Raw genomic sequence first — 26,756 nt, 5'->3', positions numbered from 1 at the left:
ACGCGTGGTTGGTCCGGTGTAGCTGCCGGCTGGCAGCTACCTAGTCGTCGTAGGTTGCCGAATCGAGCGATTCGAGATCGGCCACCCCGGGAAGATACGGGGACAGTGCAGGCAACTCATCAAGCGAGCCCAGTCCCAGTCGTTCCAGGAAGTATTCGGTGGTTTGGTACAGCGTCGCTCCGCCATCCCCGACTTCCGGATACTCCGTGATCAAGCCGCGGGTGAGCAGCGTGCGCACCACTGAATCGACGTTGACACCTCGAATCGCCGAAATACGTCCACGCGAGACCGGCTGTCGGTAAGCGATGACAGCCAGGGTTTCTAGGGCGGCCTGCGACAGGCGTGCTGTCTGCCCGTCGAGCACATAACTGGAGACGAAATCGGCGTAATCGGCCCGCGAATAGAAGCGCCACCCGGAGGCGACGCGACGCAGTTCAAATCCGCGCGGGCGATCCTTACCATCATACTCGGAAGCAAGATTCTCCAAAGCGGCGGCAACCCTGGCCGTGGGCACCTCGAAGATTTCGGCCAAACGCGCCGAGGATACGGGGATATCGGCGACCATCAGCACCGCTTCAAGACCCGATTCCAGGCCCCCCGGCAGCCGGTCAATGGGTGCAATCTCACTCATGATTCACCTCACCATCACTCCCCTCGTAGTCGTCTTGCACCGCCTGCGCATCGAAACTCGATTCCTGGATCAGCGAGATCAGCAGCGGCCCGAGCGGATCTTGTTGCGCAAAGCTGATGGCTTTCTGCCTGAACATCTCCAACAATGCCAGAAAACGCACGACCACCACCAGCTGCGCCGGCGCGTCCGCGACCAGTTCGGTGAAGGCCAGCGTGCCGCGGGCTTCGAGCAGGGCGGTGATCGACTCGGCTTCCTCGGCGATCGTGACATTCGCCCCGTGCAGGTGCCCGATCCCGACCTCCGTGGCAGGTTCGGGCTTCGGCGCCAGCGCCTTGGCAGCCATCGCCGCCAGCGCGTCGGGCCCGATGGTGAACACCAGTTCCGGCAGCAGGGCGGCGAACTGCGGTTCCAGCGAGACCTCGCGGGGATGCCGGGCGCCCTCGGCGGTGTAGCGTTCGCCCAGGAATTCGGCGGCCTGTTTGAAAGCCTTGTACTGCAGCAGGCGGGCGAACAGCAGGTCGCGGGCTTCGAGCAGCTCGAAGTCCTCCTCGTCGGCCATTTCGCCGCGCGGCAGCAGCCGGGCAGCCTTCAGATCCAGCAGCGTGGAGGCGACCACGAGGAATTCGGTGGTCTCGTCGAGCACCTTCATCCCGTCGCTGCCGCTTTCTGCGCTGGCAGCCTGCAGTTCGCGCAGGTAGGCGATGAATTCGTCGGTGACCTCGGCCAGTGCGACCTCGGTGATATCCAGCTCGCGCTTGGTGATCAGGTGCAGCAGCACATCGAAGGGCCCGTTGAAGTTCTGCAGGGCAAGGCGAAAACCGCCAGCCGATTCCTGCCCAGCTTCAGCTGGTGTCGTGGATTCGGTGGCGGTTTCCTCGCTGAGCGTGGCGCTCATTACGGGGCACCACCACGCCAAATCAGTTCGCGGGCGAGGTTGCGGTACGCCTCGGCACCCGGGTGGTTGGCCGCGTAGGAAGTTATCGGTTCGGCGGCCACGTTCGCGTCGGCGAACTTGATGGTGCGCTTGATCACGGTTTCGAAGAGCTTGTCGCCGAAGGCCTCATCCAGCCGGGTGATGACCTCGCGGCTGTGCAGGGTGCGCGCGTCGTACATGGTGGCCACCACGCCGTCCAGCTCCAGCACCTGGTTCAGCCGGTCCTTGACCTTGTCGATGGTTTCCATCAGCAGGGCCACCGCACGCAGCGCGAAGAACTCTGCGGTCAGCGGGATGATCACGCCGTGGGCGGCGGTCAGCGCGTTGATGGTCAGCAGGCCCAAAGATGGCTGGCAGTCGATGAGCACCACATCGTAGTCGTCGATGACGTGGCGCAGCGCGCGTTCGAGCACCTGCTCGCGGGCGACCTCGTTGACCAGCTGCACCTCGGCGGCGGACAAATCGATGTTGGCCGGCAGCAGATCGATGTTCTCGACGTCGGTCTTCACAATCGCGTCGGTGATCTTGACCTTGCGGTCCATCAGCACGTTGTAGACGGTGATGTCCATTTCGTGCGGGTTGGTTCCGAAGCCCGCGGACAGCGCGCCCTGCGGGTCGAAATCCACCAGCAGCACCTTGCGGCCGTACTCGGCGAGCGCGGCAGCGAGGTTGATGGTGGAGGTGGTCTTGCCGACGCCGCCCTTCTGGTTCACCATGGCGATCACGCGTGCCGGGCCGTGCGAAGGCAGCGGTGCTGGCACGGGGAAATCTGTCAATGGCTTGCCAGTTGGACCCACCGGACGAGGCTCCTTGAGCATCCCCGCTCCGCGGTGCTTATTTCCCTGTTCCTCGCTCACGATGGGTAAACCACACTTCCCGTTCGATAAACCTGATTCCTCGAGCTGTAAGCTCATTCCAAGGTTATCGGCCGAAGCAAAAGATCTTGGTTTTTTGGGCTCTTTCACGGCGAGCCTTTACCTTGAACCTTAGCTCTAATGTTGTATGCGAGCTGAATGCCAACTGGCATTCACTGAAAGGGAACAATGAAGCTGATTGCCAAGTTCGCCAGCCTGGCCGAAGCCGAGCCGGGCAGTACCCAGGTCAGCGTCGGCGTGCTCTTCCAGGCCCAGCTGGAAGACGGGAAATGCATCGTGCTGCTCGATGACCGTGGCTTCTCCACGAGCGCGCAGTGGCAGCAGGCGAGCCCGGAGGAAATCCGCGACACCGCACTGGCTGTGGTGGGCCCGGATGAGCCGGCGCCGGGGCGGACGCAGGCCGAGGCGCTGCACGATTACTGGGAGTACATCGCCTCCCTGCTTGCCGCCGAGCAGATCCAGGTGCCCGCCAAGGAGCTGGTGAAGCTGGAGCACGAGGTCCGTTTCGGCCCGCGCCTGCAGCCGCTGCTCGCCTCGGGCGGCCGCTGATCCGGCGCCCAGTCCGGTCATTCGCTGGCCATCGCCCAAGGGTTCTTGAACCTGGTACCCGGCAGTGGTCGAATGGATGAACACGCGCTGGTAACTGGCGGCCAAAGGGGCGAGGGCGATGTTCACGGGAATGCTCGGCAATTGCACGGTGTCCGATGCGGCTCGGGCGGAGAACTGGTATGCCCGGGTCTTTGGCAGGGCGCCGGATGCACGGCCCATGGACGGGCTGATCGAATGGCATCTGGCCCCGGGCTTCGGCCTTCAGGTCTTCACGGACCCCGAACGCGCAGGGCACAGCACAGTGGTCCTGGAAGTCGCCGACCTGGATGCCCAGGCCGAACGCCTGCTCGCCTCAGGCATTGAGCACCAGGGCCCGCAGCCCGGCGGCGGGGCACGGATCCTGCAGCTTCAGGACCCCGACGGCAACCGGGTGGTGCTCGCCTCTCCGCTGGTGGGACTTTCGCGCTGAGCCTGGCCCCCGGGTGCCCAGGCCTGCTCCGCCACCCAATCGAAGGACCATGGCAGCAGTTCACCGATCGCGATACTGCGCGCCCCGGCCGGGGTCTGGACAATGACCCGAAGCCGCGGATAGCTGTCGGCCATCACCTGCCGGCACCGACCGCACGGGTTCTTGATTCCGCGACCCTGATTGCCCACCGCGACCACCACCTGCGGATCCACCGCCCCGGCTGCGCGAGCGGCTCCCAGGGCCACCAGCTCCGCGCACGGGCCTCCGGTGAAATGGTAGAAATTCACTCCTGCGTGCATCGTGCCATCGGCAGCAAGCACACCGGCCCCCATGGTGTGCATCCCGTCGCCGCCATCGGGCGCGTCGGTCACCGCCTCGATGGTTCGCCGGGCCAGCTCAACCAGTTGTACTTCGGCTTCTGCCAGTTCACGGCAGTGCAGCTCGCGCGGTGTTGATTTCATGGCTCCAGCCTAGCCGCATGCGTCTCGCAGCCGCGACGCTTGGGCCTGTCTGCCGAAAGCGCCACAACGCAGAAAATCCGCTACCCGAACGTGTCGGATAGCGGATTCCTGGCTAAGGGCCTCGCGGACTAGTGTCCTTCGACGCTGTTCTCGTCGAATGGACGGTTGCCGGCCAGCACTGCCTGGGCCTGGTCCATGTCGATTTCCTTGGTCCACTTGCCGATCAGCAGCGTTGCCACGGCATTGCCGGTGAAGTTGGTCAGCGCGCGGGCCTCGGACATGAACTTGTCGATGCCCACGATCACGCCCATGCCGTCCAGCAGCTCCGGACGGTGCGACTGCAGGCCTGCAGCCAGGGTTGCCAGGCCGGCGCCGGTCACGCCGGCGGCGCCCTTGGAAGCGATGATCATGAAGACCAGCAGGCCGACCTGTTCGCCCAGGCTCATCGGCATGCCCATGGCGGTGGAAACGAACAGGGCAGCCATGGTCAGGTAGATGGCGGTGCCATCGAGGTTGAAGGAGTAGCCGGTCGGCACGGTGATGCCGACAACCGGCTTGGACACGCCAGCGTGCTCCATCTTGGCGATCAGGCGCGGCAGCGCCGACTCGGAGGAAGAGGTGGAGAAGATCAGCAGGTACTCGCGAGCCAGGTACTTCAGCAGCAGGAAGATATTCAGGCCGGTGACCAGGCGCAGCAGGCTGCCCAGGACGACGACGATGAACAATGCGCAGGTGACGTAGAAGGCACCCATGAGGATCGCCATCGAGCCGATGGCGGCCCAGCCGGTGGCACCGACGACTGCGGCGATGGCACCGAACGCGCCGATCGGGGCAGCCCACATGATCATCATCATCAAGCGGAAGACCACGGCCTGGATGTGCTTGATGCCGTTGAGCACCGGTTCGCCACTCTTGCCCATGGACTGCAGCGCGAAGCCGACCAGCAGCGCCAGCACCAGGGTAGGCAGCACGGGGATGTCGCCCGGAATCATGTCCAGCAGGAAGGCCACGGTGGAGTTCTCTTCGCCCTTGGCACCAGACTCATACGGTTCGAGCTGCAGGCCCGAACCCGGGTGGATGATGTTGCCCACGACCAGGCCGATGGCCAGCGCGAAGGTGGACATGGTGATGAAGTACAGCAGCGCCAGGCCGCCGACCTTGCCGACGGTCGCGGCCTTGGCGATGGAACCGACACCCAGCACGATGGTGCAGAAGATGACCGGAGCGATCAGCATCTTGATCAGCGCGACGAATCCGGTGCCCAGCGGCTTGAGCGCCTTGCCGAGATCCGGGGCCAACAGGCCGACCGCTGCGCCGAGCACCACGGCGGCAATCACCATGATGTACAGCCAGTGGGTCTTGTCCTTTTTCTTCGTTCCGGCCTGCGGCGAATTGCCGGCCGGTGTCATCTGGTCTGTGACAGCCATTGCGTGGTCCTACCCTCGTGTGCGTGTGGAACCGGACGGCGCACCCTTGCGCGGCCGGCATTACGTAGAATCGTTCTGTATCCATGGTGCGGCGCAAAGTGATCCGCATCTCCATTGCGTTCATATTGGTCACGCGGTGGCCCTTGCCAGGATCAACCAGCACGAGGAGATGAGGCAGTGACCGATCATTTCACCGACTCGTCGCTGGCCCGGCCCACCGGCAGTGGCACTTCCCCCGCCCCGCTGAGCCGCGATGGCTGGTCCCTGGCGGTAGTCATCTTCGCGGCGCAGATGCTGGTGGTCATCCTCGTCGTCGTGGGCTTGGCCGTCGCCACCTACCAGCACCAGGCGCAGGTGATCCAGGATGACAAGCAGGCCACGGTGGCCACGATATCCATTACCTTGGCCAACGACCCCTTCGTGGCCGATGCGCTGGCCGGCGAGAACCCCACCGAGCTGCTGCAGCCCTACACCAACAAGATCCTGGACCGCGGGCAGGGCGTGGATTTCATCACGATCATGACCCCCGAAGCCGTGCGCGTCACCCACCCCAATCCCGCGCAGCTGGGCAAGCCGTATTCCGGAAGCATCCGCCAGGCGCAGGCTGGCCAGACCTACAACGAGGTGGCGCTGGGAACCCTGGGGCTTTCGGTGCGCACCATCGCCCCGGTGTACCACGATGGCAAGCTGGTGGGCATGGTCGCCACGGGCATCACGCTGGAGAGCTTGGAGTCGATCTACCGCAGCGAGCTGCCGCAGATCCTTGCAGTATCGGCGCTGGCCCTGCTACTGGCCGGCTTCAGCTCATGGTCCTTCTCCCGCTACGTCAACCAGGCCACGCTGGGCTTCGGCCCGCACGGGTTGCGCCGGCTCTACGCCTTCTATTTCTCCGCCCTGCATTCGGTGCGCGAAGGCCTGGTGCTGCTGGACCGGCGGCACCGCATCGTGCTCTATAACCAGGAAGCCTCCCGGTTGCTCGGCTTCCCCGAGGAGGTTCCACCCGGCGGATTGGATCTCGACCAGGTGCAGATCCCCGAAACCCTGCGCACCCTGATGGCTACCGGACGCAGCTGCAAGGACGAGATCCATTTGGGCGCCCGCACGGTGCTGTCCATCTCCCAGGGCCCGGCCCGCCTGGCCAACGCACGCCTGCCCCGGCGCGAAGGGCTGCCCGTGCGCTGGTTCCGCTCCCAGCCCTTGACCGGCCAGGTCATGACGCTGCGCGATCTTACCGAGGTACAGGAGCTGGCCGGCGAGGTGCAATCGCTGAAGACCTTCTCCACCGCCCTGCGAGCGCAGACCCATGAGCACGCCAACCGCCTGCATACCATTGCCACGCTCATCGAGAATGGCCAAAGTGATAAGGCGCTGGCCTTCGCGGTCGATGACCGCCAGCATTCGCAGAAGCTCACCGATGCGATCGTGCATTCCATCGACGACGTCTACCTCTCCAGCCTGCTGGTGGCCAAAGCCGCCCAAGCGAACGAACGCGGCGTGCAGCTGGATATCAACGCGCAGGGGGTGATTCCCAGCGACGCGTTTGCCGCCACCGATATCGTCACGATTGTCGGCAACCTGCTGGATAACGCGCTGGATGCCTCGGCCGGCACCGCGGACGCGACCGTGTGGGTGGAAGTGGCAGCGGCCGATGACGAGCTGATCATCTCCGTCGCCGATTCAGGTCCCGGCATCGAGCCTGAATTCCTCGACCAGCTGCTGCGCTTCGGGGTCAGCACGAAGGCTGGTGGCCAACCGCGCGGCCTTGGCCTGGCGCTCGTGCAGCAGGCTGTGCTCCGGCTAGGTGGCACAATGAATGTTGACAACGACGCCGGTGCAATCTTCACCGTCAGCCTGCCCCTTGAAAACAACGACTAGACCGGGAGGTTTCGAGTGCACGACTCCAATGCAGGAACGCCCGCGCCGGGATCCCCCGCGCACACCTTCAAGGTTCTCGTTGTCGACGACGAACCGGAAACCGCCGCCTCCCACGCGAAATATGTCAACCGCGTGCCCGGATTCGCTACCGGAGCCATTGCCGCAAATGGCCAGCAGGCACTCACGCTGCTGGCCGAGGCCCGCGCCGCGCAGGAACCTTTCGACTTGGTCCTGCTGGATATGACCTTGCCAGACCTGCATGGCATCGACGTCGCCAAGCGCATGCGCGGCCACGGGTTGACCACCGACATCATCGCCATCACCGCGGTACGCGACCTGGCGGTGGTGCGTTCGGCCGTGGCCACCGGGATCACCCAGTACCTGATCAAGCCCTTCACCTTCGCGGCGTTCACCGAGAAATTGGAGAACCACCGGCGTTTCATATCCGAGATCAGCTCCACCGGTCCGGATACCAGCCAGGCAGCACTGGATAATGCGTTCTCCGCACTGCGCACCACCAGTGCCTCGGCGTCATTGCCCAAGGGCCTGATCCCTGAAACACTGGCGCAGATCACCAGCCATCTGCGCAGCAAGCCCGAAACCTGCTTGTCCGCCACCGAGCTCGGCGAAGAGCTAGGCATCTCCCGGGTCACCGCCCGGCGCTACCTGGAGCATCTGGCCGAGACCAAGGCCGTGGTCAAGCAGCCCCGGCACGGCACGAGAGGCCGCCCGGAATATGAATACCGGGCAGCCTCCCATGGCTAGCACTGCCGAGATCTACCCCTCTGGACGAAGCAGCGGCACCAGCTCATCGAGCACGGCCGAGTCCTCGATGGTCGAAGGGACCGAATATTCCTTGCCGTCGGCAATCTGCCTCATGGTCTTGCGCAGGATCTTGCCCGAACGGGTCTTGGGCAGCGCGGCGACGACGGTGACCTCGCGGAAGTCGGCTACCGCACCGATGTGCTGGCGCACCAGTGCGACGATTTCCTTCTTCAGCGCCTCCTCCTCGACGTCCACCCCGGACTTGAGCACCACATAGCCGCTGGCCCGCTGGCCCTTGAGTGCATCGGCCAGCCCGATCACGGCGCATTCGGCCACTGCGGGATGGCTGGCCAGCACCTGTTCCATGGCGCCGGTGGACAGCCGGTGCCCTGACACGTTGATCACGTCATCGGTGCGCCCCATGACGAACAGGTAGCCGTCGTCGTCCAGGTAGCCGGAATCGCCGGTCAGGTAGAACCCGTCGATCTGCGACAGGTAGGTGTCGATGAACCGCTGGTCGTTGCCCCACAGTGTGGTTAGCGCGCCGGGCGGCAAGGGCAGCCGGACCACGATGTTGCCCTCCTGGTTCGCATCGAGCCGCTCGCCCAGCGCGTCGCGGATCTGCACGTCGAAGCCAGGCACCGGGGTGGTGGGCGAACCGGCCTTGGCAGGCAGCTCCTCCAGGCCCAGCGGATTCGAGGCGATCGGCCAGCCGGTTTCGGTCTGCCACCAGTTGTCCACCACCGGAATGCCCAGCAGCTTCGAGGCGAAGTGGTAGGTGTCCGGGTCCAGCCGCTCGCCGGCGACGAACAGCGCGCGCAGGCTGGACAGGTCGTGGCTGGCGATCAGCGCACCTTCCGGATCGGCCTTGCGCACCGCGCGCAAGGCCGTCGGCGCGGTGAACATCGTGGTGACCTTGTGGTCGGCGATGATGCGGCCGAAGACCCCGGCGTCCGGGGTGCCGATGGGCTTGCCCTCGTAGAGCACCGTGGTGGCGCCGGCGATCAGCGGCGCGTAGACGATGTAGGAGTGGCCGACCACCCAGCCCACATCGGAGGCGGTGAACATGGTATCGCCCGGATGCACGTCGTAGATCGCGTTCATGGAGAACTGCAGCGCGGTGGCGTAGCCGCCGGTATCGCGCACCACGCCCTTCGGCGCGCCGGTGGTGCCCGAGGTGTAGAGCACGTAGAGCGGGTGGGTGGATGGCACGGATACCGGCCCGGCCGGCGAAGCGGTCTTCGCCTGCTCCTCCCAGTCCAGCCAATTGATCTGCTGCCCGTTGACCGGTTTGCCCTGGTATTCATCCAGCGAGTGCTCGAAGCCATCGCGGCGGGCGACGATCACGTCCCTGACCGCAGGCTCCGCCAGGCTCAGCGCCTCGGCCACCGCCGGCAGGTATTCGATGCGGCGGCTCGGCTCGATGCCGCCCGAGGCGGTGACGATCGCCACCGGGGCGCAGTCGGTGATGCGTGCCGCCAGTTCCTTGGGCGCGAACCCGCCGAAGACCACCGAATGGATCGCGCCCAGGCGTGCGCAGGCGAGCATCGCGATAGCCGCCTGCGGGATCATCGGCAGGTAGATCAGCACCCGGTCCCCGGTCTTCACGCCCCGTGCGGCCAGCACGCCGGCAAAGATTTCCACTTCGCGCAGCAGTTCGGAGTAGCTGTACTTGGTGACGCTGCCCAGCATGGCCGAATCGTAGATCAGCGCGGTACTGTCCCCGCGACCGGATTCTACGTGGCGGTCCAGCGCATTGACCGAAAGGTTCAGCGTGCCATCCGGGAACCAGCCGTACAGCGGCTTGCGCGAATCGTCCAGCGCCGTCTGCGGTGCCTTGTCCCATCGGATATCCCTGGCGGCTTGCAGCCAGAATGCTGCTGGGTCATTGGTGGCTTGCTCAAAGGCCTGGCGGTATTCCTGCACCATGGTTCTCTCCTCCTGGCCCCGGGCGTCATTACCCGGCACCTGCGTGGTGGTTGAGGTCGTCCTCTTGGCATTAACTGTATGAGTGCGATCACATGATCGCAACTAATTTGTATACAGATTTCGAAAAAATTCCAAATAAATTGGATCCCTCTCCCATATTTTCGCGTTTCATGTATACACTGGAGCCATGAGAGCAAGCGATAAGGTCTACGAGAGTCTCCGCGCCGACATCGTCGAATGGCGGCTGGCTCCAGGTACAGTCCTTGCCGAAGTAGAGCAGTCCGAACGCCTGGGCGTTTCCCGCACTCCGGTGCGCGAGGCCCTGGGGCGATTGGTTGCCGACGGCTTGGCGGTGCAGCAACGCGGACGCGGCGCTGTCGTGTCCGAGGTCAGCGAAGACCACGTAGAAGACCTGTTCGTTCTGCGCGTGGCGCTGGAATGCGCCAGCGCACGCGAAGCTGCCAAGTCGACGCGGCGATCTGCCTTCAACGAGCTGGCTAGCCGCTTTGAAGCAGCCGTCAAGGAAGTTGAACTTCCCGGATCCCGTGAGTCCTACTACCAGCTGGTGCAGCTGCTGGACGAGTCCATCGACGAAGCAGCCGCCAATAAGTACCTGTCCAACGCGCTGCGCACCTTGCGGGTGAACCTGCAACGGGTGCGGCGCTTGGCCAAGGACAATCCCGAAAGGCTCAAGGCTTCCGCTTCCGAGCATGCGGCCATCGCACGAGCGATCGCCAGCGGAAACCCGGAGGTCGCAGCCGCGGCCACCACAGTCCACCTGCACGAATCCTTCACCCACATCATGACCCACGCGGTCGGATCAGAAAGGCAGTTAGCATGATCAACCACCCAGTACGCGTATACCGCTCCGAGGAAAACCTGGCTCGCGAAGACCAGCTGGCGCATAAGATCGCCACCGTTGCCGCCGATCCGGTAGAGGTCACCAGCGAAGTGACCGAAATGATCATCAACCGCATCATCGACAACGCTTCGGTGGCCATCGCGTCGCTGAACCGCGGCCCGATCGTCGCGGCCCGCGCCCAGGCGCTGGCCCACGCCCCATCCACCGGCGGGGCGGGCGCCTCGGTGTTCGGCATTTCCGAGAAGGTCTCCCCCGAGTGGGCCGCCTGGGCCAACGGCGTGGCCGTGCGCGAACTCGACTACCACGACACCTTCCTGGCCGCCGAGTACTCCCACCCTGGCGATAACATTCCGCCGATCCTGGCCGTTGCCCAGCACACCGGCGCATCGGGCAAGGACCTGATCCGCGGCATCGCCACCGGCTACGAAATCCAGGTGGACCTGGTCAAGGCCATCTGCCTGCACAAGCACAAGATCGACCACGTAGCGCACCTGGGCCCATCGGCCGCCGCCGGCATCGGCACCCTGCTCGGACTCGATGTCGAGACCATCTTCCAGGCCGTGGGCCAGGGCCTGCACACCACCACAGCCACCCGCCAGTCGCGCAAGGGCGAAATCTCCACCTGGAAGGCCCACGCCCCGGCCTTCGCCGGCAAGATGGCCGTCGAGGCTGCCGACCGCGCCATGCGCGGCCAGACCTCCCCGGTGCCGATCTACGAAGGCGAAGACGGCGTCATCGCCTGGATGCTCGATGGCAAGGATGCCGCCTACGAGGTGCCGTTGCCAGAGGCCGGCGAAGCCAAGCGCGCCATCCTGGACACCTACACCAAGGAGCACTCGGCCGAGTACCAGGCGCAGGCCTGGATCGACCTGGCCCGCAAGCTGCACGGCGAGCACCCGGAAGCCACCGACCCGAAGAACGTGAAGTCGGTGCTGATCAAGACCAGCCACCACACCCACTACGTCATCGGCTCCGGCGCCAACGACCCGCAGAAGTACGATCCGACCGCTTCGCGCGAGACCTTGGACCACTCGATCCCGTACATCTTCACCGTCGCCCTGCAGGACGGCGCCTGGCACCACGTGGATTCCTACTCGCCGGAGCGCGCCGGCCGTGCCGATACCGTTGAGCTGTGGAACAAGGTCACCACCGAGGAAGACGCCGAGTGGACCCGCCGCTACCACTCGCTGGACATCTCGGAGAAGGCCTTCGGCGGTTCGGTGGAAATCACCCTGAACGACGGCACCGTGATCACCGATCAGATCGCCGTGGCCGACGCGCACCCGCTGGGCGCACGTCCATTCGCCCGCGAGCAGTACATCAACAAGTTCCGCACCCTGGCTAAGGGCCTGGTCGATGAGGCAGAGATCAACCGCTTCATCGCGGCCGCCGAGAACCTGGAAAACCTGGCCGCCGGCGAACTGGACCAGCTGAACATCCAGGCCGCAGCAGGCGTCATCGACACCGCGGCCGCACCGAAGGGCCTGTTCTAAGATGCTGTATTCAACCAAAACTCCAGATGCAAAGCGCGCCGCGCTGCGCGAGATGCTCACCCCGGGTGCTGCCCGCCAGTTCCCCGGAGCCTTCAACCCGCTCTCGGCCAAGCTGATCAGCGAGAAGAACTTCGACGGCGTCTACATCTCCGGTGCGGTGCTGGCCAACGACCTGGGCCTGCCGGATATCGGCCTGACCTCGCTGACCGAGGTCGCCACCCGCGCCGGGCAGATCGCCCGCATGACCGACCTGCCGTCGATCGTGGATGCCGATACAGGTTTCGGCGAGCCGATGAACGTGGCCCGCACCATCCAGGAACTGGAATACGCCGGCCTGGCGGGCTGCCACATCGAGGACCAGTTCAACCCGAAGCGCTGCGGCCACCTGGATGGCAAGAACGTGGTGGATACCGAAACCATGCTCAAGCGCATCGCGGCCGCCGCCGACGCGCGCATCGATGCGAACTTCCTGATCATGGCCCGCACCGACATCCGCGCGGTCGAGGGCCTGGATTCGGCAGTCGATCGCGCCAAGGCGATGGTCGATGCCGGAGCGGACGCGATCTTCCCGGAGGCGATGAAGAACGTCGCCGAGTTCGAGGCGATCTGCAACGCGGTGGACGTGCCGGTGCTGGCCAACATGACCGAGTTCGGCAAGTCGGAATTGTTCAAGCGCCAGGAACTGGCAGATGCCGGCGTCGCGCTGATCATCTACCCGGTCACCCTGCTGCGCAGCGCCATGGGCGCCGCTGAACGCGTACTGGATGCCATCAGCGAAGATGGCACCCAGCAGCGCGAAGTGGATAACATGTTGACTAGGTCACGTTTGTACGAGCTCGTGGACTACGAGGCCTACAACCGCTTCGATACCGGAATCTTCAATTTCCAGGTCCCGACCCTGGACATTGATTCCAACAGCGCGAACCTCTAGGCTCGCAAGCATTTAGCACCATCTGCGCCGGCCGGCACCCGCTGGCCGGCGCAATCCAAAGCATTACTATTCTCCGGCAATGAAGAGGAGCAAGAATGACTGCCACCGAGGAAATCAAGAAGGGCCTGGCAGGCGTCGTCGTTGACTACACCGCCGTCTCCAAGGTCAATCCAGAAACCAACTCGCTGCTCTACCGCGGCTACCCCGTCCAGGACCTGGCCGCGAACAAGTCGTTCGAAGAGGTGGCACTGCTGCTCTGGACCGGCGAGCTGCCAACCCAAAGCGAACTGACCGAGTTCTGCGCTTTCGAGCGGGCCAACCGCGCTCTGGACCCACGCGTCAAGGCAGCCATCGACCTGCTGCCAACCGATTGCCACCCGATGGACGTGGGCCGCACCGCGGTCTCGGTGATCGGCGCCAACCACCCCGAGGCCGAGAACTCCTCCCCCGAGGCTGAGCTGCTCAAGGCCAAGGAACTGTTCGCCGCCTTCCCTGCAGTGGTTGCCTACGACCAGCGCCGCCGCCGCGGCCAGGATGCCGTGGCTCCACGCGAGGATCTGGACTACTCCTCGAACTTCCTGTGGATGGCCTTCGGCGAAGAAGCGGCCCCAGAGGTTGTCGACGCCTTCCGCGTGTCCATGGTGCTCTACGCGGAGCACTCCTTCAACGCTTCGACCTTCACCGCCCGCGTGATCACCTCGACCCTCTCCGACCTGCACTCGGCAGTCACCGGGGCGATCGGTGCACTGAAGGGCCCGCTGCACGGCGGCGCAAACGAAGCAGTCATGCACACCTTCAACGAGATCGGCATCGACAAGGAGGAATCCCGCGAGGATGCCGCCAAGCGTGCCAAGGCCTGGATGGAAGAAGCACTGGCCGCCAAGAAGAAGGTCATGGGCTTCGGCCACCGCGTCTACAAGCACGGCGACTCCCGCGTGCCTACCATGAAGGCCGCACTGGATCGCATGATCGATCACTATGGCCGCCATGAAATGCTGGGCCTGTACGACGGCCTGGAGGCCGCCATGGACGAGGCGAAGGCCATCAAGCCGAACCTCGACTACCCTGCCGGTCCCACGTATCACCTGATGGGCTTCGACACCGAGATGTTCACCCCGATATTCATCGCGGCGCGCATCACCGGTTGGACCAGCCACATCTTCGAGCAGCGCGCAGCCAACGCGCTGATCCGCCCGCTTTCGGCCTACAACGGCGTGGAGCAGCGTTCGCTGTAAGAATTTCGCTTCCTGGCAATGGCCACGGGAATGGCGCAAGCGCGTCAGCCCGTGGCCATTCGCATGCCCAAGATATCCGGAGTTGCCGTCGCAGACCTCTTACCCTATCGTTTAACGATAGAAACATTTCGAAGAACGATAAGGTCCTCGCCATGGGAAAATACATCATTATCGGCCTGAAGGTAGTTCTCGCCGTCATCCTGGCCGGAACGCTCTTTGTGCAGCTGTTCATGATACCGATGATCCTTATCCATGAATCGCCAAGCAACGGCACCGACAAGTTCTTCCAAGCCGCTTTCCTCGGCTATCTGATTCTCGCCGGACTGGTCATTGAAACTTGTGTCTACAGCGTGTGGAAACTGGCTACGAGAGTCAAGCGCGGCACCGTCTTCGATCCCGCGTCGCTGGGCTATGTCACCCCCATCATCGTCGCCTTCGCGGTTGGTGCGCTTGCCACTTTCGCACTCGGCACCATCTTTGCCGCGAGCACCGACATCGCCCCTGGGGTCGTCCTCCTCGTTGGCGGAGCCGGGCTGCTGATGATCGGGATCAGCATCATCGTGCTCGTGCTGCGCCAGCTGCTCGCGCAAGCCGCGATGACCGAGGCACAGGCAGCTGAGCTGCGGACCGAGCTGGGCGGCGTCATCTGATGGGAATCCGCGTAGATATCGACGTGATGCTGGCCCGCCGTAAAATGGCCGTCGGCGAGTTGGCCGAACGCATCGGCATTACCCCGGCCAACCTCGCTGTGCTCAAGAATGGGCGTGCCAAGGCGGTACGCTTCAGCACCCTTGAAGCGCTGTGCCGAGAGCTGGATTGCCAGCCAGGCGACCTGCTGGTCTTTGAACCCGGCGAAGACGGGCAACTGGCCGATAGCTAGTCCCAGTTCTCGAAGCTGATCTCCTGCACCGAAATGTTGTCCCGCGCCAGCACGATTTCAACGGTGAAATTCCCACCGGCTACGAGCTTGGGCAGCCACAACGGGGAATCCTGCCACATCTGCTCGACCGGCAGGGCATCCGGATCTGCCCACAGCGGCTCCAGTTCCTCGGTGGCTTCCGGCTGGCCCGTTGCTTGCCTAGCAATGAAGGTTGCGCATTCCATGTCGGCTGCCGGCTGAGCTGGGAATCGGAAATTGATTTGTGCCGCAAGCTCCAGTTCCTGCGGTGCGAGCACCAGGCCAGTTTCCTCGCGGAATTCCCGGATGGCCGCTTGCACAGCACGCTCTCCGGGCTCGATCTTCCCGCCGGGCAAGACGATATTTCCCTTGCCGAACCCGCGGCGCTTGCGCCCGAGCAGCGCGTGCAGGCGACCGGCGCGTTCCTGCAACAGGGCAACGAGGGCTACCTGCTTGGCACCGGGCATCCGGCGGCCCGCCACTAGTTCACCCTCGGGTGGGCCAACTGGTAGGCCTCGCGCAGCGAATCAACGGTGACCTTGGTGTAGATCTGCGTGGTGGTGACCGATGCATGCCCCAGCAGTTCCTGGACCACCCTGACATCTGCTCCGCCCTCCAGCAAATGCGTGGCGAAGGAATGGCGCAGCGTATGCGGAGAGACCTCGGTAGTTATCCCGGCCCGTTCGGCCGCCTTGGCCAGCAGCAGCCATACCGATTGGCGCGAGAGCCGTCCCCCGCGCTGGTTCAGGAACAATGCCGGGGTGCCCTTTCCCTTGGCGGCCAGCCCGGGACGAGCACGTACCAGATAATCGCTGACCGCACGCTGGGCGTACCTGCCGACCGGAACCACCCGCTCCTTGGATCCCTTGCCGAACAAGCGCACCACGGCATCGTCGGCAAAGTGCAGATCATCGACATCCAAGTCCACGACTTCGGATATGCGTGCGCCGGTGGAGTACAAGAATTCCAGGATCGCCCGGTCCCGCAGTCCGGCAGGGGTTTCGATGCTCACCGATTCGAGGATCCGGGTGACCTGGTCGATGGATATTGCCTTGGGCAGGGATTGGCCGATGGCCGGGGGCTGGATCTCGCGGGCAGGATTCGGCGCGCAGATCCCTTCGAGCTCCCAGTACTTGTGCAGCTGGCGGATGGCTACCGAGTGGCGTGCGACGGAGCGGGTACTCAACGGCTGATGCTCTCCGTCTCCGCGCGAGAGCTCCTGCAAGTAGCCGCTGATGGCTGCCTCGGTAATCTGCTGCGGCTGCGCGATGCCTGCCGCTTGCATCGCATCCGTGTATCGGGTCAGGTCCCTGCGGTAGGACGCCAAGGTGTTCTCGGCCAGCCCGCGCTCGATCGCCAGATGCTGCAGGTAGCGCTTGAGCGGGGTTTCGAACCGGTTGCTCATCGTTCGCGCAGGTACGGGTGCACGTCGAATGGCTCGTTCGCATCGCGCAGGTCGAGGTACTTGTTGGCGCGGGCGGCATGGGCGGCCAGGATGGCGATGGTCGCGGTGGGGTTATGGATCTTTCCTGCCAGCACCGCGGCAACGGCTTCTTCCAGGGGAACCCAGGTGCTGACCATTTCGGCTTCCTCTTCGGTCCGCTGATGGCGATGGTCTGCTGCGACCAGCTTCGCATCGCGTGCCAGGTAGATCCGCACGGCCTCGGCCGACGAGCCCGGGCTCAAGAAGACATCGGTGAGGATCGACCAGTGATCGGCGGTGTGGTCCGCTTCTTCCCACAATTCGCGCTTGGCGGCTTCCAACGGCGGTTCGCCAGCTACGTCGAGCAGGCCGGCCGGGATTTCCCACAGGCGCATGCCGACCGGGTGGCGGTACTGGTTGACCATCAAGATGCGTTCCTCGGCGTCCATGACCAGCACGCTGACCGCACCGGGGTGGTTGATGTAGTCGCGTTCGATCGTCGCCCCTGATTCAGAGAGCTTCACGGTGTCATGGATGACGTCCCAGATGCGGCCCTCGTACACGGTTTCGCGGTTCAGCAATTCACGCGGTGAGAATTCATCGGCTATCGGATGCAGCGGCACGAGGATCGTCCTTCGGTAGAAAAAGCTGGTCGTTACTTTCCAGCTTAAACAGCAACGCGCCGGTCAGTACTGACCGGCGCGCATTGCCTTCAGAGTTTCACCCCTGGCAAGCTGTATTACTTGCGCAGCTCCAGGGCTGCCTCGACCAGACCTGCGAACAGCGGGTGCGGGCGAGTTGGGCGGCTGGAGAGCTCTGGGTGCGCCTGCGTGGAGACGTAGTACGGGTGCACGTCCTTCGGCAGTTCAACGAACTCGACCAGGCTGCCGTCTGGCGAGGTGCCAGCGAAGACCAGACCAGCTTCTTCAAGCTGGGCACGGTATGCGTTGTTGACCTCGTAGCGGTGGCGGTGGCGCTCTGCGACCTCGGTCTTGCCATAGGTTTCAGCAAGAACCGAACCTTCAAGCAGCTTCGCGTCGTACAGGCCCAGTCGCATGGTGCCGCCCAGATCGCCCTTGCCGTCGACGATCTCCAGCTGCTCTTCCATGGTAGCGATGACCGGGGTCGAGGTTTCTGGATCGAATTCGGTGGACGAGGCATCGGTGAGGCCAGCCATGTTGCGGGCGTATTCGATGACCATCGACTGCAGCCCCAGGCACAGGCCCAGGGTTGGCAGCTTGTTTTCGCGAGCGAAGCGCAGTGCGCCCAGCTTGCCTTCCAGGCCGCGGATGCCGAAGCCGCCGGGGACGCAGATTGCTTCTGCGCCTTCAAGCGCCTTGGCAGCCCCTGCCTCGGTAGCGCAGTCGTCAGCCGGCACCCAGCGGATGTTGACCTTCGCGTTGTTGGCGAAACCGCCGGCACGCAGTGCTTCGGTGACCGACAGGTAGGCATCCGGCAGATCGATGTACTTGCCCACCAAAGCGACGGTCAGTTCGGTTGCCGGGTTGTGCACGACTTCGAGCAGTCGATCCCACGACTCCCAGTCCACATCGCGGAACTTCATCTCCAAGGTCTGGACGATGTAAGCGTCCAGGCCCTGGGAGTGGATGACCTTGGGGATGTCGTAGATGCTTGGAGCGTCGGCGCAGTTGATGACTGCTTCGGTGTCCACATCGCAGGTGCGGCCGAGCTTGGCGCGCATCTCCGCAGGGATTGGCCGGTCCGAGCGGATCACCAGTGCGTCTGGCTGGATGCCGATCGAGCGCAAAGCCGCAACGGAGTGCTGGGTAGGCTTGGTCTTCAGTTCATGGCTCGGGCCGATGAACGGAACCAGGGAAACGTGCACGAAGAATGCGTTCTTTCGGCCGATGTCCTGGCGGACCTGGCGCGCCGCCTCGAGGAATGGCTGGGATTCGATATCGCCAACGGTGCCACCGATTTCCGTGATGATCACGTCGGGAGCCGACTTGCCGGCGCCCGGGTCGGTAGCCGCCAAGCGCATGCGGCGCTTGATCTCATCGGTGATGTGCGGGATGACCTGCACGGTATCGCCGAGGTATTCACCGCGGCGTTCGCGTTCCAGGACGGTCGAGTAGACCTGTCCGGTGGTCACGTTGGCGGTACCTGGCAGGTTTTCGTCCAGGAAACGCTCGTAGTGGCCGATGTCCAGGTCGGTTTCGGCGCCATCGTCGGTAACGAAGACTTCACCGTGCTGGAAAGGGTTCATGGTACCTGGATCGACGTTCAGGTACGGGTCGAGCTTCTGCATGGTCACTGAGAGACCACGAGCTCGAAGTAGATGTCCGAGGCTGGATGCCGTCAAACCCTTACCCAGGGAAGAGGCCACACCGCCGGTGACGAAGATATGCTTTGTCGTTTCAGACGACCGAGAATCACGAGTTGAATTACGCTGCACCACGGGATTTCATCCTATCACCATTCCAATATTTCGCATCCTCATAAGACTCTAGTGCACCACCGGCTAATGCCATAGCATCCGCGTAATTCAGGGGTTCACCAAGACTTTTAGGCCTTCGCCAATTTCTTTGAGGTGAGCGATGACACTAGCTTCTGGGCATCCTCGAGCAGCTCCTCGGCATGCGCCTGCGCGGTGCCGGATTCCTCTTGGCCGGCGAGCATGCGCGCAAGCTCCTTGACGCGGGCTTCCTGATCCAGGCTGATGACGTCGCTGGCAGTGTAGCCAGCTCCGGCCTTCAACTTGGCATCTGAATTCTTGATCACACGGATATGCCGATCCGCATAGGCGGCCACCTGGGGCAGGTGGGTCACCACGATGACCTGTACATGCTTGGCCAGCATGGCCAGGCGCTCGCCAATGGCCACCGCTGCCTTGCCGCCCACGCCCTGGTCCACTTCATCGAAGACGAAGGTCGGTACCGGATCGACGGCTGCCAGGACGACTTCTATGGCTAGCATGACGCGGGAGAGCTCGCCGCCGCTGGCCCCCTTGCCCAGCGGCCGCGGCGAAGCGCCAGCATGCGGGGCCAACAGCATGGAGATTGCGTCTTGCCCGAAACCGCCGGGTTCTTCCAATTCGCTCACCTCGATGACGAGCTTGGCATCGGGCATCGCCAGGGCCTTCAGCTCGGCCGAAACCTGCGCGGAGAGCTTCTTGGCTGCCTTGCGGCGCGCATCGGAGAGATCCGAGGCCAGCGAGGAAACCTTGTGCTCCAGGTCGACGACTTCTACTTCCAGTTCCTCGATGCGCGAGTCGTCCCCGCCAAGTTCTTCGAGCCGGGAGCGGGATTCGGCCGCCCAGGCCAGCACCTCATCGATGCTCGGCGCGTACTTGCGCATGAGCTTGTTCAGGTCGGCACGGCGGGCTTCAATCTGCGCCAAGCGCTCCGGGCCTTCTTCATCGAGGTCGGCTACGTAGGAGGAAAGATCGCTGGAGAGCTCAGATGCAAGAATGCCCAATTCAGCTGCCCGCTCTGCGAAAGCCGCCAGCACGGTGTCATCGCCACTGGCCTGGCCCAGCACGCCGCGGGCGGTCTCGGCCAAGGTCGTCACGCCCGGGTTTTCGAAATCTTCGGAGTCGATGATGGCCTGGGCCTGCTGGCAGGCGGTACGCAGGGATTCGATATTGCCCAGCTTCATGGATTGCTCGCGCAGCGACTCGTCCTCGCCGGGCTGCGGATCCAGCGAATCGATCTCGTCCAACGCCAGGCGCAAGTTCTCTGCTTCGCGTACGCGGTTGCGCGAATCGGTTTTCAGGCCAGCCAGCTCCTTGGAAGCCGAACGCCACTGGCGATAGGCGCGCTGGTAGCTGCTGAGCGTGCGCGACAGCGAGCTACCGGCAAAGCGGTCCAACGCGTCACGTTGGGCAACAGGTTCTTTCAGGCGGATCTGGTCCGACTGGCCGTGGACGGCAACCAGATCATGGCCCAGCTCGGCCAGCAACCCGACCGGGGCGCTTCGTCCGCCAATGGTGGCCCGCGAACGACCTTGGGCCGAGAGCGAGCGGGACAGCAGCAGCTCGCTGTTCTCCCCCGCCGGCTCGATGAACGCACCGGCCTGGCCTGCGGCATCGAGCACGTGGTGATCCGGGGGCAGGTGCACTACGGCTTCGGCCAGGGCATGCTTGGCACCGTTGCGCACCGCACCGGCATCGGCCCGGCGTCCAAGCAGCAGGGACAGGGCGGTGATCACCATGGTCTTGCCAGCGCCCGTTTCACCGGTGACTACCGTGAGCCCAGGGCCAAGCGGCAGCGTGGCCTCGGTAATCACTCCGAGGTTGGAGATCTGGATTTCCTGAATCATTGCCTGCTCCCGAATGTCGAGTTCAAGTCGTACCGTGCGTTTTTAGTATATGTGTTCTAATCCTATTTTTCGCAACTATGTTCGAGCGGGTGGAGAATTTTTCGCTGATGCGGGCGGTTAGCCCTGGTCCTCAGGCCGTCCCACCATGGGGATCCCCGGTTCATCGCGGTAGTGCGGATCGACGCTTTGCAGTCCCGGCCCGATCACCGGCAATGCCGTGGTTGCCGGACGGCGGGCCTCTTCCGTTGCCGGACCGCGCCAGCCGGTAATCGGCAGTTCGAATTTGTTGACCAGTCGCTCGGAGAATGGGGTCGTGTTCAGCCGGGCCATGTAGACCGGCCGATCGCTGCGCGTCACTTCCACGCGGGCTCCCGGCGGCAACTCGATGGTGCGCCGGCCATCACACCAGAGCACCGCGCCGGCATCGGTGCGGGTGAGCATTTCCACGGCCATGATCGAATCCGGGGAAATGACCAGGGGCTTGGCGAACAGGGCGTGCGCGGAGATCGGCACCATGATCAGCGCCGCGACATCCGGCCACACCACCGGTCCGCCGGCGGAGAAGGAATAGGCTGTGGAGCCGGTCGGCGTGGCCATTACGACGCCATCGCAGCCGAAGGTGGAGATCGGGCGCCCATCGACCTCGATCACAACCTCGACCATGCGCTCGCGGTTGGCCTTTTCCACGGCCGCTTCGTTCAAGGCCCAGGTCTCGGCAAGGCAGACGTTATCCAGCCACACCTTGACCTCGATGGTCATGCGCTCTTCCACTGTATAGGTCTCATTGACCAGCGCCTGGACTGTGGAGGCCAGTTCGCTGCGTTCAGCTTCGGCGAGGAAACCCACATGCCCGAGGTTCACGCCCACCAGCGGCATCGGGGATTCGCGGACCAGTTCCGCGGCGCGCAGCACCGAGCCGTCGCCGCCGAGCACCACGCCCAAGTCGACGTCTTCGATCTGGCAATCCTCGTCGAGCACCTGCACCGAGGGCACAGCCGCGCCGATCGCTTCGGTCATCGCCAGCTGGTCCTTGCGGCGCATCACCGGGATGGCGCCTGCTTCATTGAGCAGGGCGCAGGTTTCGATGGCCGCGGTGATCGCTTCTTGGCGGCCGGTATGGGTGAAAATCAGGATTCGGCGCAAGGCGGTCGGCCCCTCTCAGCTTCGCGAGGTGCAAAATGACCGTGGTTATCGACCACGGCTAAAACACGTCACTACTAAGAATAGTCAACGTCCTGCCCGAAGAGCGGCACATCGGCAGGCTGTGGATTCCCGCCGGCGGCCAGCCAGAGGAAGAATTCGACGTTGCCGTCCTGTCCCGGCAGGGGGCTGCGGGCCAAGCCGCGCAGTTGCAGGCCCGCAGCGTGCGCGCTGGCCACGACCGCTTCCACGGCGCTGCGGCGCAGCTGCGGATCGGTGACCACGCCGGTACGGTTCAGATGCTCGCGCCCGACCTCGAACTGCGGCTTGACCATCAGCAGCAGCCCGCCGCCGTCCTTGGTGGCCGAGGCCAAAGCGTCGATCACCAGGCGCAGCGAGATAAAGGACAAGTCGGCTACTACGAGGTCGACTGGTCCACCAATATCTTCGGGGAGCAGATAGCGCACGTTCAGCCCTTCGCGGACCGTGACGCGCGGGTTTTCGCGGATCTCATCGACCAGCTGGCCATGGCCTACATCGGCTGCGACCACGGACTTTGCCCCGCGGCGCAGCAGCACGTCGGTGAAACCGCCGGTGGAGGCGCCGGCATCCAGGCAGCGCAGGCCCGCAGGATCGATAGTCGCAAAGACATCTAGTGCGCCGGCGAGCTTGTGCCCGGCACGAGAGACGTACTCCTCGCCTTCGCTGGGCACCAGGGCCAGCTCGTCGGCCGCGGACACCTTCTTGGAGGCCTTGGCGGTTGCCTGCCCGTTCAGCAGCACCCTCCCGGCATCGATCAGCTTGGCAGCTTCGGTGCGCGAGCGCGCCAGCGCTCTGGTGACAAGTTCTTGATCCAGGCGATTCACGCGCCGTGCTCCGTACGGTTCAGTTCGTGCTGCAAGCGGGCAAGCAGCTGCTCATAGATTCCGGCATGCTCGGTAATGTCGTGGTCGGCCAGCGAGGACAGCGCCTGCTCGACTGCCGCCTCATCCAGCCCTCGGGGGCCGGGGCCTGGGACAGGTTCCTGTGGCTGCATGGCTAGCCCCGCACCTTCCGCAGGGCATCCAGCCCGCGTTCGGTGAACCGGATTTCCGGTTCTTCGTGCCGCGACTGGCGCGGGTGGGCCAGCCACCAGGCATGGCAGGCGGCGCGCCAGGCGTTCAGGTCCTGGTCGCTGCCCGTCACTTCGATCGCGCCGTGATCGACCTTGGCGACCGCGTCGCCGACCTGCACGCCGTAGCCGAGCACCTTGATGGTCGGGTAGGGACGGTACAGGTCGGCCAGGGAGTTGATGAGGTAGTTGGGTCGCTGCTCGACCGGAGCGCCCAGCGCTGTGCGCGGGGTGTCGACGCCGGTGAGCACCAGCGCGGTGGAGAATCCTGCACGGAAGCCACCGAGGATGTCGGTGTCCAGGCGGTCGCCGACGACCAGCGGGCGCTGGGAATCCAGCCGGTCGGCGGCCCGTGCGAACAGGTAGGATTCGGGCTTTCCGGCCACCCGCGGTTCCACGCTGGTAGCCAGCTTCACCGCGTTGACCAGCGACCCGTTGCCCGGGGCCAGGCCCTCGGCGCGCGGGATCGTCAGGTCGGTGTTGGTGGCAACCCATGCGGCGCCGTTATTGATCGCATAGCTGGCCTCGGCCAGGTTCGTCCACGAGATGTCCGGGTCGAACCCCTGGATCACCGCTACGGGTTCTTCCTTATGGGTTTCGACGACTTCCAGCCCGCGCACGGCAATGCATTCGCGCAGGTAGGGGGAACCGACCACCAGGACCTTGGATCCCGGATTCAGTTCGCGGGCCAGCATCTCCGCGCCGGCGTCGGCCGAGCCGAAGACCTGCTCGGCGCTGGTCTTCACACCCAGCTGGCGCAGGTGCGCCGCGACCGACATCGGCGAACGCCCGGCATTGTTGGTAATGAACGCCAGTGTGACATTCACTTCCGCGAGGGTGTTCAGCGACTCGACGGCGTCGTCAATGGCGTTCGGGCCAGCATAGACGACGCCATCCAAATCGGAGAGGACAGAATCAAATCCGGAGATCAGCATTCGGTGGTGGTTCCTACTACTTTAGGTATTTGGCTGCTACGCCAAAGCTTACTTCGTCGATTCGTCTTCCACGTCGGCTTCGGCGGCGTCCGTGTCGGATTCGACGACCACGTTCAGGTCATCGTCCTCGTCGATGCCGGTCTGCTCGTCTTCAGCCTCTTCAGCTTCTTCTGCGGTTGCGTCGGCAGCCGCTTCCGAGGACTCGGAAGGTTCGATCAGATCCTTGGCACGCGGGGTTTCCTCTTCCTCGTCCAGCTCCGGAGCCAGGTCCATGATGAAGGATTCGGTTTCGCGTTCGATGCCCAGGGCGTTTTCGGCAACCTCCACCTGTGCATTCCAGCGCTTCGCGTCTTCTGCACGGCCGGCAGCCGAGAGCAGGTCAGCGTAGGCGGTGAACAAGCGCGGGCTGAAGGAGAAGGCACGGTTGAAGTTCAGCTGCTCCAGCGACTCCAGCTCAGCCAGTGCCTTGTCCAGCTTACCCAGGTCGGCGTAGGAGCCAGCAGCAACCATCTGCATTTCGACCTTGACGGCAGTTTCCAGGTTGGCGCATTCCTCGGAGTGCGCCAGCTCGATAGCTTTCTCCGCACGGCCCAGGCCGCGCAGCGAGTCGGCGATCAACGGCAGGTTGTAGTCCGAGCCGGAAATGCGGCGGTGGGTGCGCAGCTCACGCAGCGCGTCGGCGTACTTGCCGGCATGGTAGGCGGCAATGCCAACGGCTTCGCGCACGACGGCGACGCGGCCGCCACGGCGCGATGCCGCCAGGGTGTGCTGGTAAGCCAGTTCCGGGTCCTCTTCCAGCAGGCGGCCAGCCATCACCAGGTGCTTGGCGACCCAGCTTGCCGAACGCTCTTCGAGGTAGCGCAGCTGTGCGCGTGCTACACGGTCCAGCTCCTTGCCAGTAACGTCCTCATCGATGTCCGGGGACTGTTCGCGATCGGAGCGGTTCGAGATGCGCAGATCGCCCGGGTTGTGCGCGCGTGGTGCATTCTCGCGCTTGTCGGCAAAGCGGTCCTCGCGTGCTGGACGATCCCCCTTGGAACGACGGTCATCGGCGCGCTTGAAGTCGCCACCGCGGTTGTCATCACGACGCTCGCCACGGAAACCGCCACGGTCATCGTTGCGCTTGAAATCGCCACGGTTGTCATCACGACGCTCGCCACGGAAACCGCCACGGTCATCGTTGCGCTTGAACCCGCCGCGGTTGTCATCACGCTTGAACCCGCCACCGCGGTTGTCATCACGACGCTCACCACGGAAACCGCCACGGTCATCGTTGCGCTTGAAATCGCCGCGGTTGTCATCACGCTTGAACCCGCCATCGCGGTTGTCATTGCGCTTGAAGCCACCACCGCGGTTGTCATCACGGCGCTCACCACGGAAACCGCCACGGTCATCGTTGCGCTTGAACCCGCCACCGCGGTTGTCATCACGGCGCTCACCACGGAAACCACCACGGTCGTCATTACGCTTGAACCCGCCACCGCGGTTGTCATCACGGCGCTCACCACGGAAACCACCACGATCATCATTACGCTTGAACCCGCCACCGCGGTTGTCATCACGGCGCTCACCACGGAAACCACCACGATCATCATTACGCTTGAACCCGCCACCACGGTTGTCATCACGGCGCTCACCACGGAAACCACCACGATCATCATTACGCTTGAACCCGCCACCACGGTTGTCATCACGGCGCTCACCACGGAAACCACCACGATCATCATTACGCTTGAACCCGCCACCACGGTTGTCATCACGGCGCTCACCACGGAAACCACCACGATCATCATTACGCTTGAACCCGCCACCACGGTTGTCATCACGGCGCTCACCGCGGAATCCACCACGGTTATCGTCGGTGCGCTTGAAATCGCTGCGGTCATCGCGACGCTTGAAACCATCGCGGGAGTTGTTGCGGCTTGAGTTTGAGTTCCGGAAGTCGCCTCGTCCGTTGTCGGAGTTACGGCGGAATTCGTTAGACATCTAATGTCCCCTTCAGCGGCTATCTCAATACCGCAACCTTCGTGATTGCCTTAGCAAATCACTTCACTATTAACTATTCTGCACGCCATAAAGGCATGTACATCTAACTTCAAGTCTACGGGAGCCACGAGACATACCATAGGGAAACAGGTGCAATGTGGCAAGACACTCAGTCACTCCACTTAGGTTTTCTCTTCGGCTCAATGCCGGCCTGATCCGTTGCGGGCGGGCCGCGGCAGCGGCCAGCGGCCGAACCCCTTTAAACACGAACAGGCCAGACGTTGCGCTTGGCCACCCGCACCACCAGCACGGGTTAAACAGGTGAGGCTCCAACCATCACTGGTTAGAGCCTCAAACCCACTTAGGTTAAGTCCGGCGGTGACCTACTCTCCCACACCCTCACGAGTGCAGTACCATCGGCGCAATGGGCCTTAGCTTCCGGGTTCGGTATGGGACCGGGCGTTTCCCCCACGCTATGACCGCCGTAACAATCACGAAGCACACAAACCAAATATTTCCTGGTCAGTGTTTTCCGGTGCTACAAAG

Annotated in this window: 26 protein-coding genes, 1 rRNA gene and 1 pseudogene; 10 read left to right on the top strand and 18 right to left on the bottom strand. The window is 63.8% G+C overall.

The window, feature by feature from the left end; translation table 11 throughout:
* Positions 1–40: 40 nt before the first annotated feature.
* The 3 genes from scpB to ATK23_RS02950 are packed head-to-tail and all read right to left on the bottom strand — an operon-like array spanning position 41 to position 2,422.
* Entirely contained in the window at positions 41–631 is a 591-nt protein-coding gene (gene scpB / locus ATK23_RS02960; protein WP_038990339.1) for an SMC-Scp complex subunit ScpB, read from the bottom strand.
* Positions 624–1,526, bottom strand: coding sequence for a segregation and condensation protein A (locus ATK23_RS02955; protein WP_066137523.1), 903 nt, complete (start codon positions 1,524–1,526; stop codon positions 624–626). The genes scpB and ATK23_RS02955 overlap by 8 nt, the downstream gene beginning before the upstream one ends.
* Entirely contained in the window at positions 1,526–2,422 is an 897-nt protein-coding gene (locus tag ATK23_RS02950) for a ParA family protein (RefSeq protein ID WP_038990337.1), read from the bottom strand. The genes ATK23_RS02955 and ATK23_RS02950 overlap by 1 nt, the downstream gene beginning before the upstream one ends.
* Positions 2,423–2,608: 186 nt before the next feature.
* On the opposite strand from ATK23_RS02950, the gene ATK23_RS02945 reads away from it, so the two are divergent.
* On the top strand, positions 2,609–2,989 hold the full coding sequence (locus ATK23_RS02945) for a hypothetical protein (RefSeq protein ID WP_066137521.1): 381 nt from the start codon (positions 2,609–2,611) through the stop codon (positions 2,987–2,989).
* A gap of 118 nt (positions 2,990–3,107) precedes the next feature.
* Positions 3,108–3,458 carry a VOC family protein gene (locus ATK23_RS02940; protein WP_066137520.1) on the top strand — a complete coding sequence of 117 codons (351 nt, stop codon included), beginning with the start codon at positions 3,108–3,110 and terminating at the stop codon, positions 3,456–3,458.
* On the opposite strand, the gene ATK23_RS02935 is transcribed toward ATK23_RS02940, so the two are convergent.
* Positions 3,398–3,919 (bottom strand): cytidine/deoxycytidylate deaminase family protein, encoded by a 522-nt coding sequence (locus ATK23_RS02935; RefSeq protein WP_174520592.1) that lies wholly within the window; start codon positions 3,917–3,919, stop codon positions 3,398–3,400. The two genes, ATK23_RS02940 and ATK23_RS02935, sit on opposite strands and share 61 nt — an antisense overlap.
* Positions 3,920–4,047: 128 nt before the next feature.
* Positions 4,048–5,346: a cation:dicarboxylate symporter family transporter gene (locus ATK23_RS02930; protein WP_066137518.1), complete on the bottom strand. Its 1,299-nt coding sequence runs from the start codon at positions 5,344–5,346 to the stop codon at positions 4,048–4,050.
* A gap of 177 nt (positions 5,347–5,523) precedes the next feature.
* On the opposite strand from ATK23_RS02930, the gene ATK23_RS02925 reads away from it, so the two are divergent.
* Both ATK23_RS02925 and ATK23_RS02920 read left to right on the top strand, forming a co-directional pair.
* A complete protein-coding gene (locus tag ATK23_RS02925; protein WP_066137516.1) occupies positions 5,524–7,221 on the top strand; it encodes a sensor histidine kinase in 1,698 nt (565 codons plus the stop codon).
* Between the two features lie 15 nt (positions 7,222–7,236).
* Complete coding sequence (locus ATK23_RS02920; protein ID WP_066137515.1) at positions 7,237–7,986, top strand: response regulator; 750 nt, start codon at positions 7,237–7,239, stop codon at positions 7,984–7,986.
* A gap of 12 nt (positions 7,987–7,998) precedes the next feature.
* On the opposite strand, the gene ATK23_RS02915 is transcribed toward ATK23_RS02920, so the two are convergent.
* Positions 7,999–9,915, bottom strand: coding sequence for an AMP-binding protein (locus ATK23_RS02915; RefSeq protein WP_066137513.1), 1,917 nt, complete (start codon positions 9,913–9,915; stop codon positions 7,999–8,001).
* A gap of 187 nt (positions 9,916–10,102) precedes the next feature.
* Here ATK23_RS02915 and ATK23_RS02910 point away from each other — a divergent pair, with 187 nt between their 5' ends.
* The 6 genes from ATK23_RS02910 to ATK23_RS02885 all read left to right on the top strand — a co-directional run bounded on the left by ATK23_RS02910 (position 10,103) and on the right by ATK23_RS02885 (position 15,316).
* On the top strand, positions 10,103–10,756 hold the full coding sequence (locus ATK23_RS02910) for a GntR family transcriptional regulator (protein WP_066137511.1): 654 nt from the start codon (positions 10,103–10,105) through the stop codon (positions 10,754–10,756).
* On the top strand, positions 10,753–12,270 hold the full coding sequence (locus ATK23_RS02905) for an MmgE/PrpD family protein (RefSeq protein ID WP_066137509.1): 1,518 nt from the start codon (positions 10,753–10,755) through the stop codon (positions 12,268–12,270). Before ATK23_RS02910 ends, ATK23_RS02905 begins: the two co-directional genes overlap by 4 nt.
* A gap of 1 nt (position 12,271) precedes the next feature.
* The gene (prpB, locus tag ATK23_RS02900; RefSeq protein ID WP_038990328.1) at positions 12,272–13,201 is read left to right on the top strand and encodes a methylisocitrate lyase; all 930 of its coding nucleotides are present in this window, start codon (positions 12,272–12,274) and stop codon (positions 13,199–13,201) included.
* 95 nt (positions 13,202–13,296) lie between these two features.
* Positions 13,297–14,436, top strand: coding sequence for a bifunctional 2-methylcitrate synthase/citrate synthase (locus ATK23_RS02895; protein ID WP_066137507.1), 1,140 nt, complete (start codon positions 13,297–13,299; stop codon positions 14,434–14,436).
* Positions 14,437–14,588: 152 nt separating this feature from the next.
* Complete coding sequence (locus ATK23_RS02890; protein WP_066137506.1) at positions 14,589–15,086, top strand: DUF2975 domain-containing protein; 498 nt, start codon at positions 14,589–14,591, stop codon at positions 15,084–15,086.
* Entirely contained in the window at positions 15,086–15,316 is a 231-nt protein-coding gene (locus tag ATK23_RS02885) for a helix-turn-helix domain-containing protein (protein WP_066137503.1), read from the top strand. The genes ATK23_RS02890 and ATK23_RS02885 overlap by 1 nt, the downstream gene beginning before the upstream one ends.
* On the opposite strand, the gene ATK23_RS02880 is transcribed toward ATK23_RS02885, so the two are convergent.
* The 12 genes and pseudogenes from ATK23_RS02880 to rrf all read right to left on the bottom strand — a co-directional run bounded on the left by ATK23_RS02880 (position 15,313) and on the right by rrf (position 26,697).
* Positions 15,313–15,816, bottom strand: coding sequence for an 8-oxo-dGTP diphosphatase (locus tag ATK23_RS02880; protein WP_100339236.1), 504 nt, complete (start codon positions 15,814–15,816; stop codon positions 15,313–15,315). The genes ATK23_RS02885 and ATK23_RS02880 overlap by 4 nt on opposite strands.
* Positions 15,816–16,739 (bottom strand): site-specific tyrosine recombinase XerD, encoded by a 924-nt coding sequence (gene xerD / locus ATK23_RS02875; protein WP_066137497.1) that lies wholly within the window; start codon positions 16,737–16,739, stop codon positions 15,816–15,818. The genes ATK23_RS02880 and xerD overlap by 1 nt, the downstream gene beginning before the upstream one ends.
* Positions 16,736–17,380 carry an NUDIX domain-containing protein gene (locus ATK23_RS02870; RefSeq protein ID WP_083515376.1) on the bottom strand — a complete coding sequence of 215 codons (645 nt, stop codon included), beginning with the start codon at positions 17,378–17,380 and terminating at the stop codon, positions 16,736–16,738. The genes xerD and ATK23_RS02870 overlap by 4 nt, the downstream gene beginning before the upstream one ends.
* Before the next feature lie 116 nt (positions 17,381–17,496).
* Complete coding sequence (locus tag ATK23_RS02865; RefSeq protein ID WP_038990321.1) at positions 17,497–19,176, bottom strand: CTP synthase; 1,680 nt, start codon at positions 19,174–19,176, stop codon at positions 17,497–17,499.
* Between the two features lie 107 nt (positions 19,177–19,283).
* Complete coding sequence (gene recN, locus ATK23_RS02860; protein WP_038990320.1) at positions 19,284–21,038, bottom strand: DNA repair protein RecN; 1,755 nt, start codon at positions 21,036–21,038, stop codon at positions 19,284–19,286.
* A 117-nt stretch (positions 21,039–21,155) separates the two neighbouring features.
* Positions 21,156–22,181, bottom strand: a complete 1,026-nt coding sequence (locus ATK23_RS02855) for an NAD kinase (protein WP_052253599.1) — start codon at positions 22,179–22,181, stop codon at positions 21,156–21,158.
* Positions 22,182–22,255: 74 nt separating this feature from the next.
* A complete protein-coding gene (locus ATK23_RS02850) occupies positions 22,256–23,044 on the bottom strand; it encodes a TlyA family RNA methyltransferase (protein WP_066137492.1) in 789 nt (262 codons plus the stop codon).
* The gene (locus ATK23_RS16205) at positions 23,041–23,214 is read right to left on the bottom strand and encodes a hypothetical protein (protein WP_157066294.1); all 174 of its coding nucleotides are present in this window, start codon (positions 23,212–23,214) and stop codon (positions 23,041–23,043) included. The genes ATK23_RS02850 and ATK23_RS16205 overlap by 4 nt, the downstream gene beginning before the upstream one ends.
* A 2-nt stretch (positions 23,215–23,216) precedes the next feature.
* Positions 23,217–24,224 (bottom strand): HAD-IIA family hydrolase, encoded by a 1,008-nt coding sequence (locus ATK23_RS02845; protein WP_038990318.1) that lies wholly within the window; start codon positions 24,222–24,224, stop codon positions 23,217–23,219.
* Positions 24,225–24,272: 48 nt separating this feature from the next.
* Positions 24,273–25,037, bottom strand: coding sequence for a tetratricopeptide repeat protein (locus ATK23_RS02840; protein WP_100339235.1), 765 nt, complete (start codon positions 25,035–25,037; stop codon positions 24,273–24,275).
* Between the two features lie 165 nt (positions 25,038–25,202).
* Positions 25,203–26,210: pseudogene (locus tag ATK23_RS16830) on the bottom strand (hypothetical protein); the annotation flags it as partial.
* Between the two features lie 370 nt (positions 26,211–26,580).
* Positions 26,581–26,697: ribosomal RNA gene (gene rrf / locus ATK23_RS02830) — 5S ribosomal RNA — on the bottom strand.
* Positions 26,698–26,756 lie beyond the last annotated feature (59 nt).

The sequence above is a fragment of the Glutamicibacter nicotianae genome (assembly GCF_002797775.1).
Taxonomy (GTDB): domain Bacteria; phylum Actinomycetota; class Actinomycetes; order Actinomycetales; family Micrococcaceae; genus Glutamicibacter; species Glutamicibacter nicotianae.
Note: the sequence above shows the minus strand (reverse complement) of the source record. Positions and strands in the feature narration are given on the sequence as shown.

Excerpts from the sequence above, each read along its gene's own strand:
- scpB (WP_038990339.1), bottom strand. The coding sequence starts at position 631 with ATGAGTGAGATTGCACCCATTGACCGGCTGCCGGGGGGCCTGGAATCG.
- ATK23_RS02955 (WP_066137523.1), bottom strand. The coding sequence starts at position 1,526 with ATGAGCGCCACGCTCAGCGAGGAAACCGCCACCGAATCCACGACACCA.
- ATK23_RS02945 (WP_066137521.1), top strand. The coding sequence starts at position 2,609 with ATGAAGCTGATTGCCAAGTTCGCCAGCCTGGCCGAAGCCGAGCCGGGC.
- ATK23_RS02940 (WP_066137520.1), top strand. The coding sequence starts at position 3,108 with ATGTTCACGGGAATGCTCGGCAATTGCACGGTGTCCGATGCGGCTCGG.
- ATK23_RS02935 (WP_174520592.1), bottom strand. The coding sequence starts at position 3,919 with ATGAAATCAACACCGCGCGAGCTGCACTGCCGTGAACTGGCAGAAGCC.
- ATK23_RS02930 (WP_066137518.1), bottom strand. The coding sequence starts at position 5,346 with ATGGCTGTCACAGACCAGATGACACCGGCCGGCAATTCGCCGCAGGCC.
- ATK23_RS02915 (WP_066137513.1), bottom strand. The coding sequence starts at position 9,915 with ATGGTGCAGGAATACCGCCAGGCCTTTGAGCAAGCCACCAATGACCCA.
- ATK23_RS02910 (WP_066137511.1), top strand. The coding sequence starts at position 10,103 with ATGAGAGCAAGCGATAAGGTCTACGAGAGTCTCCGCGCCGACATCGTC.
- ATK23_RS02905 (WP_066137509.1), top strand. The coding sequence starts at position 10,753 with ATGATCAACCACCCAGTACGCGTATACCGCTCCGAGGAAAACCTGGCT.
- prpB (WP_038990328.1), top strand. The coding sequence starts at position 12,272 with ATGCTGTATTCAACCAAAACTCCAGATGCAAAGCGCGCCGCGCTGCGC.
- ATK23_RS02895 (WP_066137507.1), top strand. The coding sequence starts at position 13,297 with ATGACTGCCACCGAGGAAATCAAGAAGGGCCTGGCAGGCGTCGTCGTT.
- ATK23_RS02890 (WP_066137506.1), top strand. The coding sequence starts at position 14,589 with ATGGGAAAATACATCATTATCGGCCTGAAGGTAGTTCTCGCCGTCATC.
- ATK23_RS02885 (WP_066137503.1), top strand. The coding sequence starts at position 15,086 with ATGGGAATCCGCGTAGATATCGACGTGATGCTGGCCCGCCGTAAAATG.
- xerD (WP_066137497.1), bottom strand. The coding sequence starts at position 16,739 with ATGAGCAACCGGTTCGAAACCCCGCTCAAGCGCTACCTGCAGCATCTG.
- recN (WP_038990320.1), bottom strand. The coding sequence starts at position 21,038 with ATGATTCAGGAAATCCAGATCTCCAACCTCGGAGTGATTACCGAGGCC.
- ATK23_RS16205 (WP_157066294.1), bottom strand. The coding sequence starts at position 23,214 with ATGCAGCCACAGGAACCTGTCCCAGGCCCCGGCCCCCGAGGGCTGGAT.
- ATK23_RS02845 (WP_038990318.1), bottom strand. The coding sequence starts at position 24,224 with ATGCTGATCTCCGGATTTGATTCTGTCCTCTCCGATTTGGATGGCGTC.
- ATK23_RS02840 (WP_100339235.1), bottom strand. The coding sequence starts at position 25,037 with ATGGCTGGCCGCCTGCTGGAAGAGGACCCGGAACTGGCTTACCAGCAC.